This window comes from Streptomyces sp. (assembly GCF_035645055.1).
Classification (GTDB): Bacteria; Actinomycetota; Actinomycetes; order Streptomycetales; family Streptomycetaceae; genus Streptomyces.
The window spans coordinates 204,757-223,377 of record NZ_DASQNH010000001.1; the positions used below are offsets into that span (position 1 = coordinate 204,757).

11 protein-coding genes are annotated in these 18,621 nt (G+C 71.9%); 10 read left to right on the forward strand and 1 reads right to left on the reverse strand.

Annotated features, from left to right (window positions below):
• Positions 1 to 154 precede the first annotated feature (154 nt).
• The 9 genes from VE614_RS00890 to VE614_RS00930 all read left to right on the forward strand — a co-directional run bounded on the left by VE614_RS00890 (position 155) and on the right by VE614_RS00930 (position 13,515).
• A complete protein-coding gene (locus VE614_RS00890; RefSeq protein ID WP_324930242.1) occupies positions 155 to 1,810 on the forward strand; it encodes a TIGR02677 family protein in 1,656 nt (551 codons plus the stop codon).
• Positions 1,807 to 3,132: a TIGR02678 family protein gene (locus VE614_RS00895; protein WP_324930246.1), complete on the forward strand. Its 1,326-nt coding sequence runs from the start codon at positions 1,807 to 1,809 to the stop codon at positions 3,130 to 3,132. Before VE614_RS00890 ends, VE614_RS00895 begins: the two co-directional genes overlap by 4 nt.
• Positions 3,129 to 7,367 carry a TIGR02680 family protein gene (locus VE614_RS00900; protein WP_324930249.1) on the forward strand — a complete coding sequence of 1,413 codons (4,239 nt, stop codon included), beginning with the start codon at positions 3,129 to 3,131 and terminating at the stop codon, positions 7,365 to 7,367. Before VE614_RS00895 ends, VE614_RS00900 begins: the two co-directional genes overlap by 4 nt.
• Entirely contained in the window at positions 7,364 to 8,635 is a 1,272-nt protein-coding gene (locus VE614_RS00905) for a TIGR02679 family protein (RefSeq protein ID WP_324930252.1), read from the forward strand. The genes VE614_RS00900 and VE614_RS00905 overlap by 4 nt, the downstream gene beginning before the upstream one ends.
• Before the next feature lie 424 nt (positions 8,636 to 9,059).
• Positions 9,060 to 9,281 carry a hypothetical protein gene (locus tag VE614_RS00910; protein ID WP_324930255.1) on the forward strand — a complete coding sequence of 74 codons (222 nt, stop codon included), beginning with the start codon at positions 9,060 to 9,062 and terminating at the stop codon, positions 9,279 to 9,281.
• 595 nt (positions 9,282 to 9,876) lie between these two features.
• Positions 9,877 to 10,299 (forward strand): helix-turn-helix transcriptional regulator, encoded by a 423-nt coding sequence (locus VE614_RS00915; protein ID WP_324930259.1) that lies wholly within the window; start codon positions 9,877 to 9,879, stop codon positions 10,297 to 10,299.
• Positions 10,300 to 10,309: 10 nt separating this feature from the next.
• Positions 10,310 to 10,726, forward strand: coding sequence for a VOC family protein (locus VE614_RS00920; RefSeq protein ID WP_324930262.1), 417 nt, complete (start codon positions 10,310 to 10,312; stop codon positions 10,724 to 10,726).
• Between the two features lie 52 nt (positions 10,727 to 10,778).
• Complete coding sequence (locus tag VE614_RS00925; protein ID WP_324930265.1) at positions 10,779 to 13,175, forward strand: excinuclease ABC subunit UvrA; 2,397 nt, start codon at positions 10,779 to 10,781, stop codon at positions 13,173 to 13,175.
• 130 nt (positions 13,176 to 13,305) lie between these two features.
• The gene (locus tag VE614_RS00930; protein WP_324930267.1) at positions 13,306 to 13,515 is read left to right on the forward strand and encodes a DUF4287 domain-containing protein; all 210 of its coding nucleotides are present in this window, start codon (positions 13,306 to 13,308) and stop codon (positions 13,513 to 13,515) included.
• 18 nt (positions 13,516 to 13,533) lie between these two features.
• Here VE614_RS00930 and VE614_RS00935 read toward each other — a convergent pair whose 3' ends face one another.
• Positions 13,534 to 14,493 carry an LLM class flavin-dependent oxidoreductase gene (locus VE614_RS00935; protein WP_324930270.1) on the reverse strand — a complete coding sequence of 320 codons (960 nt, stop codon included), beginning with the start codon at positions 14,491 to 14,493 and terminating at the stop codon, positions 13,534 to 13,536.
• Positions 14,494 to 14,825: 332 nt separating this feature from the next.
• Between VE614_RS00935 and VE614_RS00940 the strand changes: the two genes are divergently transcribed.
• The coding region (locus tag VE614_RS00940; RefSeq protein ID WP_324930273.1) for an AAA family ATPase at positions 14,826 to 18,621 on the forward strand (3,796 nt) is incomplete at its 3' end.

Below are 18,621 nucleotides of genomic sequence, written 5' to 3' on the forward strand. Positions count from 1 at the left end.
GACCACGATGCAAAAGTGCCTGGTCGAGCCTATCGCGAGAGGAAGCGGCGGAAGCCGGTTTGTGGACGGGAGCCGAGCCCGGCCAGGCAAGGAGCCAGGGGCATTTTCAGCCACCCACCGGTGCCAGCCGAGCGCGCCGCGTAACCTCGCAGGCATGGAACCACCCGCATCCGGGGCAGCGCGGGACGCCGTACCGCAGGTTCAGGGCGCGCAGGACGCCGACAGCGAGGCGCGGCGCCGGCTGGACGCCTACACCTACCTCAGCGCCCCCGAGCGGCTGGAGCACCTGGCGATCATGCGGGTCTTCTGCGGGACCCTGCTGGCGGACCTGGCCGTCCCGGACGTCCTGGCGAAGCTGCGCCAGACCGGGGGCCCCGCCGCCGGGCTCGACGCCGACACCCTCACCGTCCGGCTCGAACAGCTGGTGAAGTGGGGCAACCTGCTGCGCAGCAGCCACACGGTGAAGGCGTCCAGCATCAGCGAGTACCAGCGGTCCCGTGCCCGCTACCAGCTGTCGAAGCTGGGCGAACGCATCCAGCGTGACGCCGATGGCGTCCTGGCCGAGGCGGACGCCGCCCGCGAGGTGAGCAACGAGCTGCTCGCCCTGGTCGAGCGCGGGCTCAGGGAGCTGGTCGAGCTCGTGACCGCGCCCGGCGGCATCGAACCGCAGGACGGGCTGGAACGGGTCAGCACGCTGTTCGTGCAGTTCACCGAGTTCGCGGACTCCATCCGGGACTTCTACGCCTACCTCGGCCAGGTGCTCGCCCGGTACGACCTGGACAGCGCCGAGTACCAGGGGTTCAAGGAGCTGCTCCTCGACTACGTCGAGGCGATCACTGAAGACGTGGCGTTCCGCGCGCCCCGGATCTCGGCGGCACTGGACACGCTGTGGCCGCACGTCCCGGGTCTGCTGGCCCGGCTGGACGCCCACGCTCAGGGCCTCACCGGGCTGTCGCCGCAGGGTGACGGCCGCATGGAGACACGGGTGCTGCGCAGCCGCGGGCGCGAGCTCGCGGACTGGGAGGGCTTGCGCGGCTGGTTCAGCGACACCGACGGGCAGGGCAGCCAGGTCGATCAACTGCGGGACGCCACCCTGCGCGCGTTGCAGTCGCTGCTCGCCAACGCCAAGCGGATGCTGCGGTCGGCCACCGGGGAGATGTCCCGGCGCAAGGACCTCCTGCGGCTGGCCCGGTGGTTCGAGGAAGCGGCGCCGCAGGACGCGCACGACATCGCCGTCGCAGCCTTCGGGCTGTACGGCGCCCGCCATCTGGGCATACCCCCGGCCGCCGACGAGGTGGTGCCCGCCTACACGAGCTGGTGGACCGGCCCGGTGGTCGAGGTGCCGGTGGCCCTGCGGGAAAGGGGCAGCCGCGCCCAGCGGGGCCGGACGTCCGCGGTGGAGGACCACTCCGCACAGAAGCGGCGGCTGTGGGAGGCCGCCCGTGAGCGGGCCGCGGCCAGGGCAGCGGCGGCGGACGAACTGCGCAGCGCCTCGGGCCGGTTCGCCGAGGTACGCCTCACCTCGGCAGCGCTCGGGCTGCTCCTGGAGCTGCTGGCCACCGCACTCGGGAACGCGCAGCTCCGGCGCCTCGCCGACACGGACGGGGAGGGCGCGACGGAATTCGGCCTCGACCATGCGCACAGCGAGGACGCCGAGATGGGGATCCGGCTCACCGTGCGACGCACGGCGGGCGCCCGGTGCGTCCTGCACTCGGTCGACGGCGACCTGCTGCTGGACGACCTTGAGCTGGACATCGGCCGTACCTCCTCCGACATGACCGACGGTGATGCGGAGGCGAGCGTGTCGTGACCCTCCCCTCGACACATGACGTCGCCCTGGCCGCCGAGCGCCGCAGCGCCGCCCGGCTGCTGCTCGCCCATCCGCTGGTCACCTCGGACGGCCCGCACGCCGACCTCTTCCCCCTGATCCGCAGGCATGCCGACTGGCTGGGCAAGCGGTTCCAGCAGGTGCTCGGCTACCGCCTGCTGGTCGACAGCTCCTACGCCCGGCTGTTCAAGGCGGGGCTGGGAGCAGGCGCGGGTCACCGGCTGGAGCGCGCCACCGGCACCCCGTTCACCCCGCACACGTACGCCTGCCTCGCACTGGCCCTGTCCGTGCTGGTGACCTCACCCGAACAACTCCTGCTGTCACAGCTGGTGGCCGACATCAGGGCCGCCGCGGCCGACGCGGAGATCGAGCTGGAGGAGACAGGCAGAGCGGCGGGGAAACGGACCCTGGTAGCGGCTCTGCGCCTGCTGGTCGAGTGGGGCGTCCTCATCGAGACGGAGGGCCATGTGGCCGCTCTCGCGCAGGATGCGGGTGGCGAGGCCCTGATCACAGTGGACCGCGAGCTGGCCCGCGCCGTCGTCGCCGGCCCTCTCGCCCAGGCCCGTGACGGCGCCGACCTGGTCCGGCGCGCAGCGGACCCGGGATTCGGCGGACCTCGCACCTATGTGCGCCGGATGCTCGTCGAGACACCCGTCGTCCACCTCGACGAGCTGACCGACGCCGAACGCGACTGGCTGCGCACCCGGCAGCGCCGCGAAGCGCAGGCGTTCTCCGAACTACTGGGCCTGGAGATGGAGATCCGCGCCGAGGGAGTGGCGCTGGTGGACCCCGAGGACGAACTGACGGATCTGCACCTGCCGGGCACGGGGACGGTCGCGCAGGCCGCGCTGTTGCTGGTGGAACGGCTCGTGGAGCGGCTTCGGCCGCAGGAGCCCGGACACCCGGCGACCGGAGGGACGCTCGTCATCGGCGTAGCCGTCCCGGACGGCCTGGTGGACGAACTGCTGACCGGACTGGTCGCCGAGTACGGCCAGCGCAGCAACTGGCAACGTGGCTACCTGGAGGACATCCCCGCCCTGCGCGAGGCCGTGCTGGACCTTCTGGCCCGCATGCGGTTGACGGCCCGGACCCGGCGGCTGCGAGCCGAGGGGGACGGACTGCCGGAGGGATACGCCGAAGAGGCGCCGGAGGGGCGCATCGTGACCGATGTCCGCGGGACTCGTCCGGGCGGTGACGGCTGGGTGCTGCTGGCCGCGGCGGCTCGTTACGCCACCCACGTGACTGTGCGCCCGGCCACCGAAGTCGGCAGGATCAACGACGTTCAGGAGGAGTTGCCGCTGTGACCACCGATGCGCGTGGCCTCGTCCCGCTGCCGCGTTCCGGCCCCGCCACGACCGCCGGCACCCGCTTTCGGCTGCACCGGGCGGGTATCCAGAACGTATGGCAGTACGACGAGCAGGAGTTCGCCTTCGGCGAGGGACGGCTGCTGCTGCGCGGCAAGAACGGCGCGGGCAAGTCCAAGGCCCTGGAAATGCTGCTCCCGTATCTGCTGGACGGCGACTCACGGGCGCTGGACGCGACGGGCACCGGCCGGACCACCCTCGCCTGGCTGATGCTGGGCGGGTTCGAGCAGACCAACCGTCTCGGCTACCTGTGGGTGGAGTTCCGGGGCACGACCGACGGCGCCGACCACCGCCACCTCACCCTCGGCGCCGCCATCCGCGCCTCGAAGTCGACGCAAAAGGCGCTGCCGACGTTCTTCGTCACGCCGCTGCGCGTCGGTGAGGACCTGCACCTGGTCGAGAGCGGAAGGCCCCTGCCGGTCGACCGGCTCAAGGAGATCGTCGGCTCCGACAACGTCACCGACCGCGCGGTCGTCCACCGCTCGCGGGTGGCCCGGGAGCTGTTCGGCATCACCGACGCGACCCGCTACCGCAACCTCACCCAGCTCCTCCACCGGCTGCGGCGGCCCACCGTCGGGGACCGCATCGAGCACGGTGGACTCGCCTCCCTGCTGAGCGAGACCCTGCCGGGACTCGACGAGGACGTGGTCGAGAAGGTCGCGCGCAACCTCCACGACCTCGACGCCGTACGCGACGAGCTCGGCCGCCTGGAGCGCACCGATACGGCGCTGCGCACCTTCCTCACCAGTTACCGCGGCTACCTGTCCGGAGTCCTGCGCACCTCCGCGCAGGCAGTGAGCCGGGAGCTGGAGGTGCTCGCCCAGCGACGCCGGGCGGCCGGAGACGCCGCACAGCGGACCAACGAGCTGAAGGCGCAGGAGGAGGAGTCGGAAGCCCGGCTGGAAACCCTGCGCGAAGAGGAAGAAGCCGCCCGGACCGACCTCGCCGCCCTGCACGCCGGCCACGCCTACCGCAGCCTGCGCGAACTGTCGGAACGCCGCAGCACGGTCGAGGCGCTGCACACAGCCGCCGTGGCCGCCTTCACCGCCCTCAGCAACGCACACGGCGCGGAGGAGGGCGCGGCCGAGCGGCTGGCCGACGGTGTCGAACACCTCGGGAGCCGGCTCGCCGAACTGGGCACCGAACACCGGGAACTGCTGACGCAGGCGGAGAAGGCCGGGCTTCCGACCGGCCATCTCGGCGAGACAGTCGCTCTGCTCCGCACGGTCCGCTCCCAGGCCGTCGAGACGGAGCTGACCGCCCCGGACGGGGAGACGCACACTGTGCAGCAGGCATCGGTCGTCCGCGTGGACACGGCCGCGGTGCAGGACGGACTGCGGTCCTGGCAGGGACAGTTGCAGGATGCCGAGACGGTCGTGAAGAACCGGGCCCGGATGGTCCAGGAGGTGACGCGTCTCACCGCGCGGGCCGAGGAGGCCCGGAGCCGTGCGGTGCAGGCCGACACTGAGCGGGAACGACTGGAAGGCGAGGCGGAAGAGGCCGCCGGCCGCCTCGACGCCGACCGCGAGAAGGTCGCCGAGGAGAGCGGTGCCTACGGCCGCCGGGTCGCCGAGTGGGCAGCACGCACGCGGGCCGCCGTCGGGTCCGACTGCCCGCCGCTGGACGCCGTCCACGCAGTGGTCGCCTGCGAGAGCTCCGCCGATGCCCCGTTCGCGGACCGCACGCTCCCGCCTGACATCGACGGCCAGGCGTGGCAGGCCGCCCATGCCGCACTGGAGCCGTACGGCGAGGAACTCGCCGGGCGCCGCGACGCCCTCGCACTCACCGTCGGCCGGCTCGACGAGGAACTCGGTCGCCTGTCGAGTCAGAAGCGTGACTGGGAGCGACGTACCGATCCCGAGCCGCCGGTCCCCTACCATCGCGTCGCCGAAAGGACACCGGGCACCGGGGCACCCTTCTACCGGCTGGTGGACTTCACGGATGATCTGAGCCCCGCGCATCGGGCCGGTCTGGAAGCAGCGCTGGAAGCCAGCGGAATCCTGGACGCGTGGGTCGGCGCGGACGGCGCCCTCGTCGATCCCGGCACTCGTGACACTCTGCTGCGTCCCGGCCCCGCGGTGCCGGACAGACCGACCCTCGCCTCGGCCCTGCGCCCAGCACCGCAACCGGGGTGCGGGGTCACGTTCGAGCAGGTGGAACACCTGCTGACCGCCATCGCGCTCGCACCGGCCGAGGAAACGACCGCTCATGACGCGGTGTACTACGACGGAAGCTGGCGTCTGGGCATCCTCAGCGGGAGGCACCACAAGAGTGACGCCGAGTACGTGGGAGCCGCCGTACGCGCCGAGACCCGGCGGCGCATCCTGGCCGAGCTGGAGGAGCGGCTCACACAAACGGAGCAGCGGCTGGCCGACGCCCGTCACGCACTCGCCGCGGCCGACGCCCGACGCCGGGCCCTCAGGCTCGCGGAGCAGGACTTCCCCCGGGCACGCTCTCTCGCCGACGCCTGGAGCAGGGCCGAGTCGGACGAGAGGACGCTGCGTGACCTGACCGCCAAGGCCACCCGAGCGGCACGGCTGGCCGAGGAAGCCCGTGCCCTCGCCGTAGCCGCACGCGCCGAGGCGGACGCCACCGCCACCGCCCATGACCTGCCCAGCGACCCCGTCGAGCTGGAACGCGTACGCACGGCGTCGGCTGCCCTTCTCACCGGCATGGGGCATCTTCGCCGGGCGATCGGCAGCACGGGCGAGCGGCTCGGCGCCCATCACACCGATGCCGAACGGTACGAGCGCGCCCGGAAAGACCGCCTGGGCGCGGAGGAGAACTACCGGCTCCGCCTGACCGGGCTGCGTACCGCGCAACAGGACCTGCGCACCCGCGAGGAAGCCATCGGGGCGACCGAAGAAGAGATCCTCACCCGCGAGCAGGAAGCCAGACAGCGCATCGCGCACGCCGCCGAGGCCGTCCCGGCAGCACAACGTATTCGGAACGATCTGCACGACCGGCGCGTGCGCGCGGAAGAAGAAGAGAAGCGCCTGCGCGAGAACCTGGCCGCCCAGGAGACGGCGGTCATCGCGACCGGCGGCGCCCTTCGCGGCGCACTCGGCCGACCGGAGGTGGTGCGCGGCGCCGGGCTGGAACGGTCCGCACTGCCCGAGGACATGGTGGACGATCCCGGCTCGGACGTCCGCAGCCGTCTGCGCGCGCTCCAGGGACTGGCCGACGCGACACAGCAGTCCCTCGGCCGCCTGAAAGGCGAGGTGTCGGACAGCACCCTGCTCAACCGGCACACCGAACTGCGCGACCAGCTGGCAGGCGGATACGACGCGCAACTGGAGGAACGCGACGGGATCAAGGTGTGCCGTCTGATCGACGACCACGGCTCCCACGACGTCGCGGCCGTGGGCGAGCGGATCGCCGTCCAGGCGGCAGAGGCCCGGGGACGGCTCACCGAGCGCGAACGCGAGGTCTTCCAGCGGTTCCTGACCGGCGAGCTAGGCGACCACCTCTCGGCCCAGGTCATCACCGCGGCGAACCTGGTGGCGGCTCTCAACGACACGCTGCGGACCGTACGCACCTCCCACGGTCTCGGCGTGGAGCTGTTGTGGAAGCTGGACGAGGACGTCGACGCGGACGTGAGGGCGGCCGTGGAGCTGCTGCGCAGTCCGTCGAGCCTGCGCACGCGTGAGCAGACCGAGCAGCTCCGCGAGGTGCTGCAACGCCGGATCGAGGATGCGCGTCGGGCCGATCCCTCGGCCGGTTACGCCGCCCATCTGCGGACCGCGCTCGACTACCGTGACTGGTTCCGCTTCCACACCTTCGTGGTCGAGGACGCCGCTCCGGGACGGCGGCGGAAACTGACCGGCCGCACCGGGCTCAGCCAGGGCGAGCAGCGAGTGCTCTCCTACCTCGTGCTCTTCGCCGCAGCCGCCGCCCACTTCACCAGCCTCGCCGAGTCGGCACCCCACGCCCCGCGGCTGATCCTGCTCGACGACGCCTTCGCCAAGGTCGACGAACCCACCCACGGGCGGCTGGGACGCATCCTCGTGGACCTCGACCTCGACTTCGTCCTCACCAGCGAACGGCTCATGGGCAACTGGCCGGAGGTGCCGTCCCTGCACATCTACGAGTGCCTCCGCGATCCCCATGTGCGCGGGGTGGCCACCCTGCACTACACCTGGAACGGCCGGCAGCGGCGGCTGGTGTCCGTATGAGCAAGCTGCCCGCGGCGACACGGGACTGGCTCGCCGGTCCCGGGCTAATCAGGCTCTGGGAAGCGGTACGCAAGCGCCTGGAAAGCAACGGCGTGCAGGCCACCGGTTCCCTCCGGCTGACCTCGGTGAGCACCCAGGAACGCAACGACCTGTCGCTCCTGCTGGGCAAACCCGTCACGGGCGCTGCCGTAACGGTGCGCCTTGACGCGCTCGACACGCGGCTGCGCGCCTCGGCGGCCGGACTCGGGCTCAGGGACGTTATGGAGGAACTCGGCCAACCGCTCACCGACCGCCGTGCCGTCCGCGCGGGCGTCGCGGCACAGCGCGAGCACATCTGGTCGTCGCTCGCCTCGGCGCTGGACGCCTCTCCGCTCGCCGGCCAGGAGTGGACCGGGCAGTGGTACGAGCTGCTCCGCCGTACCGGCGTCCCAAGAGGATTGACACCTGAAACGGCGATACGAACGCTTCGGCAGGCTGTCCAGATCCTCGCCCTCCTGCTCGGCACGGAAGGGGGTGGCACCCGAGGCCGAGGAGAACTCGCCGCCCTGGCGACCGGGTCCGCGCACGGTCTGGACGACGGCACCTGGCTCGCGCGCCTCGTCCAACGCGGCATCGCCCTCGCCCACGACACCGAGTTTCCCGGCGACGCGGCCGGCCGACGCGCACTGTGGCGTCTGGTGTCCGTCACACCGGACGAGGTCTCCAGCACAGTGCTGACCTACGGGCTGCGGCCCGTCGGCGGGGGCTGGCGGGAGCAGGCCCTGCGGGAGCGGGCCGATCATCACGCCGAAGCCCACCTCACGTCCCGGGACCTGCACGACCTGCAGCTGCGCCTGCCTGCCGGAACAGTGATCCACATCTGTGAGAATCCACGCGTGGTGGAGGCTGCGGCGGACGCTGCCGGTGTCCACGCCCTGGTGTGCACCTCCGGCAGCGCCGCCACGGTGGTCCTGACGCTCCTCGATGCCCTCGCCACCACCGGCTGCCATTTCGCGTACCACGGCGATTTCGACTGGCCGGGCATCGCTCTGGCGAACCGGATCATCCGCCGCTACGGAGCCCGGCCATGGCGCATGGGCGCCGAGGACTACGAGCACCTGGCCGCTCGAAGCCAGGCCGAGGGGATCCCTCAGCTGCCGCTCGACGGTCACCCCGTCAGCGCGACCTGGGACCCGGGTCTCGCCCCTGCCATGACCGCTCTTGGGGTCGCGCTCCACGAGGAGGCCACCCTCGACCTTCTGGTGGACGACCTGTCGGGTCCGGCGTAGGAACGGAACGCCTTGGGACACGCGCAGTCCCGATGCTGGGAGCCATCTGGGAGCCGACCCGCTCCCCGAGCCCCTTCCAGGCCACGCCACACCTACCGAGCCCACCCATCTGACCTGCGGAAACGCCATCGAAGCTGGCAGGCTCGCCAACCGAACCTCATTCGGGACGAAGAGGTCGTGGGTTCAAATCCCGCCACCCCGACGCCGTAGTACCAGGTGAGGCACCTACTGAGCTCAGTAGGTGCCTCACCTGTTTCGTCTGTGTCTGTCTGCGGTCCGGTCTCTCATCGGGTATCGAAGCCGCAGGTCACCGGCGCGACGACCCAATCCCTCCCCTGGAGCGGACGTCGCCGTCCGGATCTGTGTCGAATCCGACGTCGACGGCCGCAGCCAATGGGCTGCCTTCGGGCGCATACTAGGGGCAATGACAAAGCCTGCTGCACTGAAGCGTCATTTGCCTACCAGCCCCTTCAAGGCCCGGGTCACGCCGGATCCCAAGCACTTCGCGATGGGCGACCAGGTGACGCACGACATGTACGGCCTCGGCCGTGTGATCGGCGTCGAGGACGGGATCGCGGCGCTCGTGGATTTCGGCTCGACACAAGAGCGGATCCTGAGCCCCTACGCCAAGATGACCAAGCTGTAGTTCCCCGTGTCCAGTCAAGGAACGCCAAGTCCCTTGAGGGATGCGTAGCGAAAAGGGAGACCTCTCATCCATCTGACCTCGCTGTTCTCGGCTCCGGAAGGAGCCCCTCGCTGCACTGCCGCCGCAGCATCGCCGGCTCCGACGACGAATCCTTTCCAGGCCCCGGACTTCGGGGAGGACCAGGCCGCCGCCGCGTTCGAGGACGCGCAAGGGCACGTCTCACAGATGAGTGCAGCGTGACCCGGCGGCGGACGCGGCGGTATTGAAGCAGGTCGCGGTCGTGGGTTGGCATCCCGCTACCCCGACGCCGGTCAGAGGGCCAACCGCTTGATCGCGGTTGGCCCTCTGTCGTGTGTGCCCGGGGGCCCATCGGCGTGGGATGCCGCTACCGTGGGCCGTATGAGCGGGGGATCTCGGCGGACGGTGCCGTGTCAGTGGTGTGGGGTGCCGGTGATGCAGGCGCGGCGGTGGCGGACGCGGCGGTATTGCAGCAAGGCGCATCGGCGGAAGAACCGGGTGCTCGAGGCCGTGGGGAATTTTCTGGACAGCATCAGTCCCTGAGCGGGCGGTGTTCCGGGCCTGCCATGCTGGTGCGATGACGTCGCTTTCGGATCTGGTGTTGCTGCGTCGGGCGCGGGACCGGATGGACCGCGATTACGCGGAGCCGCTGGACGTGCCGGCGTTGGCGCGGGCGGCGCACATGTCGGCGGGGCACTTCTCGCGGAGTTTTCGGGCCGCGTTCGGGGAGACGCCGTACAGCTATCTCATGACGCGCCGGATCGAGCGGGCCAAGGCGTTGCTGCGGCGCGGGGATCTGTCGGTGACCGAGGTCTGCTTCGCGGTGGGATGTACCTCGCTGGGATCGTTCAGTTCACGGTTCACCGAGCTGGTGGGCGAGAGCCCGAGTGCCTACCGGGCGCGCGGTCATGAGGAGGGCGCGGACATTCCGGCCTGTGTCGCCAAGGTCTTCACGCGACCGGTCAGGAACGGAGAAGCGAAGGGCGACGCCCGGTCGTAGCGTGTCCGGCATGGACATCAAGCTGTCGCAGTGCTTCATCGCCGTGGATGATCATGAGAAGGCGCTCGGGTTCTACCGTGACGCGCTCGGCCTCGAGGTGCGTCACGACGTGTCGTTCGAGGGGATGCGGTGGGTGACCGTCGGGTCGCCGGAGCAGCCCGGGGTGGAGATCGTGCTGGAGCCGCCGGTCGCCGATCCGAACGCCTCCGACGCGGACCGGCAGGCCATGGCGGAGCTGCTGGCCAAGGGCCTGCTGCGCGGGGTGATCTTCTCGACCGAGGACTGCGACGCGACCTTCGAGCGCATCCGGGCGTCGGGGGCCGAGGTCCTGCAGGAGCCGGTCGACCAGCCGTACGGGGTGCGGGACTGCGCCTTCCGCGATCCCGCGGGCAACATGCTGCGGTTCGCGCAGCGGCGGAGTGGGTGAGTCCGCCCGCGTCGCCCCATAATGCCAGCTGCCGCCCCGACTTGGAGATCCGATGAGCCGCGAGCCCGCCAGCGCCGCACCGCAGTCGCCGTCCGTTCCGCACGTCGCGGACAGTCATGATCTGATCCGGGTGCACGGGGCCCGGGAGAACAATCTGAAAGACGTGAGTGTCGAGATACCGAAGCGGCGGCTCACGGTGTTCACCGGTGTCTCCGGGTCGGGCAAGAGCTCGCTGGTGTTCGACACGGTCGCCGCGGAGTCGCAGCGGCTGATCAACGAGACGTACAGCGCCTTCGTGCAGGGATTCATGCCAACCCTGGCGCGGCCCGAGGTCGATGTGCTGGACGGCCTGACCACGGTGATCAGCGTGGATCAGTCGAGGATGGGCGCCGATCCGCGGTCGACGGTCGGCACCGCCACCGACGCCAACGCGATGCTGCGGATCCTGTTCAGCCGGCTCGGCGACCCGCACATCGGGCCGCCCAGCGCCTACTCCTTCAACACGGCCTCGGTGCGGGCGAGCGGTGCCATCACCGTGCAGCGCGGGGCGAAGACGAAGGCGGAGAAGGCGACGTTCGAGCGCACCGGCGGGATGTGCCCGCGCTGTGAGGGGCGGGGGTCCGTCACCGACTTCGACCTCTCGCAGCTGTACGACGACAGCAAGTCGCTGAGCGAGGGCGCGCTGACGATCCCCGGTTACAGCGTGGACGGCTGGTACGGGCGGATCTACAGTGGCTGCGGGTTCTTCGACCCCGACAAGCCGATCCGCGACTTCACCGAGCGGGAACTGCGCGATCTGCTGCACAAGGAGCCGACGAAGATCAAGGTCGAGGGCATCAACCTCACCTACGAGGGGCTGATCCCGAAGATCCAGAAGTCGTTCCTGGCCAAGGACAAGGAGGCGATGCAGCCGCACATCCGGGCCTTCGTGGAGCGGGCGGTCACCTTCACCACCTGCCCGGAGTGCGACGGGACGCGGCTGAGCGAGGGGGCCCGGTCGTCGAAGATCAAGGGGATCAGCATCGCCGACGCCTGTGCGATGGAGATCCGGGACCTGGCCGACTGGGTACGCGGGCTCGACGAGCCGTCCGTGGCGCCGTTGCTCACCGCGCTGCAGAACACCCTCGACTCGTTCGTGGAGATCGGGCTCGGCTATCTGTCGCTGGAGCGGCCCGCGGGCACGCTGTCGGGCGGTGAGGCGCAGCGCGTGAAGATGATCCGGCATCTCGGGTCCTCGCTCACCGATGTCACGTACGTCTTCGACGAGCCGACCAGCGGTCTGCACCCGCACGACATCCAGCGGATGAACGAGCTGCTGCTGCGGCTGCGCGACAAGGGCAACACGGTGCTCGTGGTCGAGCACAAGCCGGAGGTCATCGCGATCGCCGACCATGTCGTCGATCTCGGACCGGGCGCCGGTACGGCGGGCGGCACCGTCTGCTTCGAGGGCACCGTGGACGGGCTGCGGGCGAGCGACACCGTGACCGGCCGGCATCTGGACGACCGGGCGTCCCTGAAGGAGTCGGTGCGCAAGCCGACCGGCACGCTGGAGATCCGCGGCGCGACGGCGAACAATCTGCGCGGGGTCGACGTCGACGTTCCGCTCGGGGTGCTGGTCGCGGTGACCGGTGTCGCCGGGTCCGGCAAGAGTTCGCTGCTGCACGGGTCGATCCCGGCCGACGCGGGCGTCGTCTCGGTCGACCAGGCGCCCATCCGGGGGTCGCGGCGCAGCAATCCGGCGACGTACACCGGTCTGCTGGACCCGATCCGCAAGGCGTTCGCCAAGGCCAACGGCGTGAAGCCCGCCCTGTTCAGCGCGAACTCCGAGGGCGCCTGCCCCGCCTGCAACGGCGCCGGGGTCATCTACACCGACCTGGCGATGATGGCCGGGGTCGCCACCACCTGCGAGGACTGCGAGGGGCGGCGGTTCGAGGCGTCGGTGCTGGAGTACCGGCTCGGCGGGCGGGACATCAGCGAGGTGCTGGCGATGCCGGTGGCCGAGGCGGAGGAGTTCTTCGGCGCCGGTGAGGCGCGGACGCCGGCCGCCCACAAGATCCTGACCCGTCTCGCCGACGTCGGGCTCGGCTATCTCACCCTGGGCCAGCCGCTCACCACGCTGTCCGGCGGCGAGCGGCAGCGGCTGAAGCTGGCCACGCACATGGCCGAGAAGGGCGGGATCTACGTCCTCGACGAGCCGACCACGGGTCTGCACCTCGCCGATGTCGAGCAGCTGCTCGGTCTGCTGGACCGGCTCGTCGGCTCCGGCAAGTCGGTCATCGTGATCGAGCACCACCAGGCGGTGATGGCGCACGCCGACTGGATCATCGACCTCGGCCCCGGCGCCGGTCACGACGGCGGCCGGATCGTCTTCGAGGGCACCCCCGCGGACCTGGTCGCGGGCCGCTCCACCCTCACGGCTGAGCATCTGGCGGCGTACGTCGGTTCCTGAGCGAGGAATGAGCCCGCCGGGGTGTGACGCGGAGCACACCCCGGCGGCGATGACTCCGGTCCCGGCGGACGGTCATGAACGCCGACAAGACAGTGGCGACTCCGCACCGCGCACAGACGGGAGCATCATCATGACCGCAGCCGCAGCGAAGGGCCCCGCCGGTTACTTCCCCTCCATCGAGAAGAAGTACGGCCGTCCGATCGCCGAGTGGAAGGAGGTCATCCGCTCGTCGGGGCTGACGCGGCACATGGAGCTGGTCGGCATGCTGAAGACCGAGCACGGTCTGGGGCACGGCCACGCCAACGCGCTCGTCGCGCACACCCTGGCCGAGGGGCTGTAGGACCACACTCCCGGCCCGTCACACCCGTTCCTTCGCCGCCGCCTCCCGTACCGCCGGGGCGATCTCCTGGGCCCAGCGGGCGAGGGCGGTGGGGTCGGGTGCGCCGTGGTCGGGGGCGAAGAGGGTGAAGCCGGAGGCGCCATGGTGAAGGACCGCGTCGGTGAGCTCCTCGGTCCACTGGCCGACCGAGCCGCCCAGCCAGCGGCCGTCGCGGTCGCGTGGGGCGGGCACCGGGCGGTCGGTGATACGACCCGGGAAGTTGAAGATCGTACGGACGGCGCGCGGGTCGCGGTCCACCGCGGCGGCGGCCTCGTCGACGATCGGGCGGGAGGTCCGGTAGCGCTCGCTGAGCCAGTCCGCCGCGTGGCCGGGGATCCAGCCGTCGGCCACCCTGCCGGTGGCCGCCAGGGACTTCGGGCCGACCGACCCGGTCCACACCGGCGGCGCGGGCACGGGGGCCGGTTCGATGCCGTTCACCCGGTAGTGGCGGCCGTGGAAGGTGACCGGTTCGCCGCCGCCGGACAGCAGCTTGATCAGCACGATCGCCTCCTCGAAGGCGTCCACCGCCTCGGCCGGTGTCAGCCGTGGCACGCCCAGGTCGGCGATCCGGTCCCACAGCCCGCCCGCGCCCATGCCCAGGATCACCCGGCCCCCGGTGAGCGCCGACAGCGAGGTGACCGTGCGCGCGAGCACGGGGGCGGGTCGGCTCGGCAGGTTGGTGACGTTGGCGAATCCCGCGATGTGCCGGGTGCGGCCGAGGAGGAAGCCGAGGGCGGCGTACGCGTCGAGCCGGGCGCCGAGGTAGGGGTGGTCCGAGAGGGAGAAGTGGTCGAGGCCGTCCCGGTCGGCCTGCTGGACCATGCGCAGCAGCTCCGGCGCGTCGTCGATCGCACTGTGCGCGCCGAAACCGAAGACGACCGGTGGGTTGGAGACGGCCCCCTGTGGGGAAACCGGCCCGGAGGCGGTTCCGGAAACCACCGGAGATTCAGAGGACTCAGGCTTGCGTTCGGACATCGATCCACTCCCCCGGGAACGCCAATAGGTTCGTACCGCGAACCATATTGGTTCGCGGTACGAACTTCAATCGTTCGTCCGGCACCGGTCCCTCCCCTCGCGGGGACCGGTACCGCACGTTCGGGTGTCGAGCTAGCGCTGAGTGGCCGAGTGGCTACCGCTCCGGATCCGGTCGTGATCCTGCCATTCACAGCTGAGGAGGAGGAGGTCGCAACGTCCGGAACAGGACTAAGCCGCAGGTCAGATATATAGAGTGAGTTTTCCGGACCGGATGTCCAGTGCCGCGGAAGTAAGGGGTGGAGGCCTTGGGTTGCGACTCAGGGGCACGCACAGCCTTCGCTGAACGGCTCGCGCTGCTGTACAAGGAGGCCGGCAATCCGCCCCTGAAGCGGGTGTCCGAGGCGGTCGCCCGGCTGGAGCGGATCGACGAGCGGGGGCGTCCCGTACGGGTCTCCGCGCAGCGGATCAGCGACTGGCGGCGGGCGAGGAACGTACCCGCGCAGTTCGCCGCGCTCGCGGCCGTACTGCTCGTGCTGATCCCGCAGGCCCGCCGGATCCGGGCCATGCCGGTGAGCCCCGGCCTGTACGACATGGCCGACTGGCAGCGGCTGTGGGAGCGGGCGGTGGCCGTACCGGTCACCGACCGGCCCGAAGACGCCCCGAAGGCGGAGGAAGCCGAGCAGCCCCTCCCCGCCGGGGTCTGTCCCTACCGGGGCCTCGCCGCCTACCGGCAGGAGGACGCCCGCTGGTTCTTCGGCCGGGAACGCAGCACCGAGGCGCTCATCGGCCAGTTGTGCACGGTGGAGGAGAGCGGGACCGGCGGTCTCGTGATGCTCGTGGGCGCCTCGGGCGCCGGGAAGTCCTCGCTGCTGAACGCCGGTCTGATGCCCGCCCTTCGGTACGCCGAGGCCCGGCGCGTGCTCCAGCTGGTGCCCGGCGCCGATCCGCTCGGCGAGCTGTGCCGCCGGGTTCCGGGACTCGCCGCGGTGGTGCGCAAGCCTCCGGGCCCGGATGGGGAATCGGACGCGGACGCGGACGCGGACGAGGACGCGGACGAGGACGCGACGGCGAACGCGGTGGCCGGAACGGCTGACTCCGGAACGGCCGACTCCGGAACGGCCGACTCCGCCGCGGCCACCTCCAGCGGGCCCCGCACCCCCGGAACCAAGATCCCCGGAACCAAGATCCCCGAAGCCAGGACTCCCGCAGCCCGGATCCCCGAACCCGGGCCCCCCGACCCCCACACCCCCGAGTTCGCCCGAGCAGTCCGGAGAGCCTTCGCCGACTGGGCGGGCCCCGGCCCCCGGCCGGTCGTGATCGTGGACCAGTTCGAGGAGGCGTTCACGCTCTGCGCCGAGGAGGCGGACCGGCGGACATTCGTCCGGGTGCTGCACGCCGCCTGCTCGCCCGGCGCTCCCGGTGAGCCGGCGCCCGTGCTGATCGTCCTCGGCATACGGGCCGACTTCTACGAGCAGTGCCTGCGCCACCCGGAGCTGGCCGACGCGCTCCAGCACCGGCACATGGTGCTCGGGCCGCTGACCACCGCCGAGCTGCGGGAGGCGGTGACCGGGCCGGCGAAGGCGGTCGGTCTGGAGCTGGAGCCGGGCCTCGCGGAGCTGATCGTGCGGGAGGTCGGCGCGGACGGGCCGCGCGGCGCGCACGACGCGGGCGTGCTGCCGCTGCTCTCGCACGCCCTGCTCGCCACCTGGCAGCGCCGCAAGGCGGGCCGGCTGACGCTGGCCGGGTACCGGGCGGCGGGCGGCATCCAGGGCGCCGTGGCGGCGACCGCCGAGCGGGCCTGGTCGGGACTGGACCCGGCGGCGCGCACGGCGGCCCGGCTGCTGCTGCTCCGGCTGGTGCGGGTCGGCGAGGACACCGCCGCGACCCGGCGGCGCGGCACCCGGCGCCAGCTGGCGGAGGAGTCGACCGACCCGGGCAAGACGGAGGAGTCGCTGGAGGCGCTGGTGCGCGCCCGGCTGGTGACGCTCGACGCGGAGACCGTGGAGATCACCCATGAGGCGCTGCTGCACGCCTGGCCCCGGCTGCGCGACTGGATCGACGAGGACCGGGGCGGCAATCTGCTGCGCCAGCGGCTGGAGGAGGACGGCCGGGCCTGGGAGGCCTCGCAGCGCGATACGGCGCTGCTGTACCGGGGGTCGCGGCTGGAGCAGGCGGAGAGCTGGGCGAAGTCGGCCGGGGACACCTTCCTGACCCGTGGCGCGGTGGAGTTCCTGGCGGCCTCGGTGCGGCTGCGCCGCCGTACCGCCTGGATCAGCCGGGGCGCGGTCGCGGCGCTGGTGGTGCTGACGCTGGTGGCGGTCGGGGCGGCGGTGGTGGCCTGGAAGCAGCGGGACGACGCGGTGTTCGCGCAGGTGGTCGCCGAGGCGGACCGGGTGCAGTACACGGACCCGTCGCTCTCCGCCCAGCTGGACCTGGTGGCGCACCGGCTGCGCCCGGACGACGCGGGGACGAACAACCGGCTGGTCTCGATCGTGAACGCGCCGCTGGCCACCCCGCTGCTCGGCCACACCGGCGCGGTCTACCTGACCTCGTTCAGCCCGGACGGCCGTACCCTGGCGACCGCGAGCTACGACCGCACCGTCCGCCTGTGGGACGTGTCCGACCCGACCCGTCCCAAGCCGCTCGGCGCGCCGCTGGCCGGTCACACCAGCTGGGTGAGCAGCGCGGTGTTCAGCCCGGACGGCCGCACCCTGGCCAGCGCGGGCGACGACGGGGTGATCCGGCTGTGGGACGTGACGGACCGGGGGCGCCCGAAGGCCCTCGGGTCGCTGACCGGACATCAGGGCACGGTGTATCTGGTGGCGTTCGGCCCGGACGGGCGTACGCTCGCCTCCGCCAGCGAGGACCGCACCGTGGGCCTGTGGGACGTACGGGAGCCCGGGCGGGCGACGGCGCTCGGCAGGCTGACCGGGCACGGGGCCGCCGTACGGTCGGTGGCGTTCGCACCGGACGGGCGGACCCTGGCGGCCGGGGGCGACGACCACACGATCCGCCTGTGGAGCACGGCCGAGCCGGGCCGGGCCCGGGAACTGGGGAAACTCGCCGGGCACACGGACACCGTCCACTCGGTGGCGTTCAGTCCCGACGGGCGCACCCTCGCCAGCGGCGGCGCGGACGACACCATCCGGCTGTGGGACGTGGCCGATCCCGGCCGGGCCGCCCGGCTCGGTCCCCCGCTCACCGCGCACACCGGGCCCGTCTGGTCGGTGGCGTTCGCACCCGGCGGGCGCACGCTCGCCGCCGCCAGCGCGGACAGCACGGCCAGCCTGTGGAACGTCAGCGACCCGGCGTACCCCTCGCAGGTCGGCGAGCCGCTGGCGGGCAGCAGCGGGGAGATGTACGCGCTGGGGTTCAGCCCCGACGGGCGCACCCTGGCCACCGGCAGCGGGGACAGCAAGGTGCGGCTGTGGTCGGTGCCGACGTCGGACATGATCGGCCGCAGCGGGGCGTTCCGCCCGGACGGGCGGGTGCTGGCCACCGCCGCGCGCGACGGGAAGGTGCGGCTGTGGGACGTACGGCGGCCGGAGCGGCCGGTGCGGCTGGGCCGGTCGTTCATGCCCGGGGACGGCGGCGACCGCTCGCCGGCGTTCTCCCCCGACGGCCGGCTGCTCGCCGTGCTGACGGCGAAGCGGTCGGTGTACCTGTGGGACGTCACCGACCCCTCCCACCCGGTCCTGGCCGGGCCGCCGATCCCGCTGCGCACCCGCTTCATGGGCCCCGACGCGCTGGCCTTCGCCCCGGACGGGCGCACCCTGGCAACCGCCTACGACGACCGCACGATCCAGCTGTGGAACGTCGCCGACCCGTCCCGGCCGGTCCCGCTCGGCACGCCGCTCACCGGCCACAGGGGTTACGTCAACGCGCTCGCCTTCGGCCCCGACGGCCACACCCTGGCGAGCGGCAGCGCGGACGGCACCGTACGGCTGTGGAACGTGACCGACCCGCGCCGCGCCACCGGGCTCGGCGCGCCGCTCACCGACCACCGGGGCCCGGTCAACGTGCTGGCCTTCAGCCCCGACGGGAAGACCCTCGCGGGCGGCGGTGACGACGACACGGTCCGGCTGTGGGACC

Excerpts from the sequence above, each read along its gene's own strand:
- VE614_RS00930 (WP_324930267.1), top strand. The coding sequence starts at position 13,306 with ATGACCGCAGCCGCAGCGAAGGGCCCCGCCGGTTACTTCCCCTCCATC.
- VE614_RS00890 (WP_324930242.1), top strand. The coding sequence starts at position 155 with ATGGAACCACCCGCATCCGGGGCAGCGCGGGACGCCGTACCGCAGGTT.
- VE614_RS00905 (WP_324930252.1), top strand. The coding sequence starts at position 7,364 with ATGAGCAAGCTGCCCGCGGCGACACGGGACTGGCTCGCCGGTCCCGGG.
- VE614_RS00920 (WP_324930262.1), top strand. The coding sequence starts at position 10,310 with ATGGACATCAAGCTGTCGCAGTGCTTCATCGCCGTGGATGATCATGAG.
- VE614_RS00915 (WP_324930259.1), top strand. The coding sequence starts at position 9,877 with ATGACGTCGCTTTCGGATCTGGTGTTGCTGCGTCGGGCGCGGGACCGG.
- VE614_RS00910 (WP_324930255.1), top strand. The coding sequence starts at position 9,060 with ATGACAAAGCCTGCTGCACTGAAGCGTCATTTGCCTACCAGCCCCTTC.
- VE614_RS00925 (WP_324930265.1), top strand. The coding sequence starts at position 10,779 with ATGAGCCGCGAGCCCGCCAGCGCCGCACCGCAGTCGCCGTCCGTTCCG.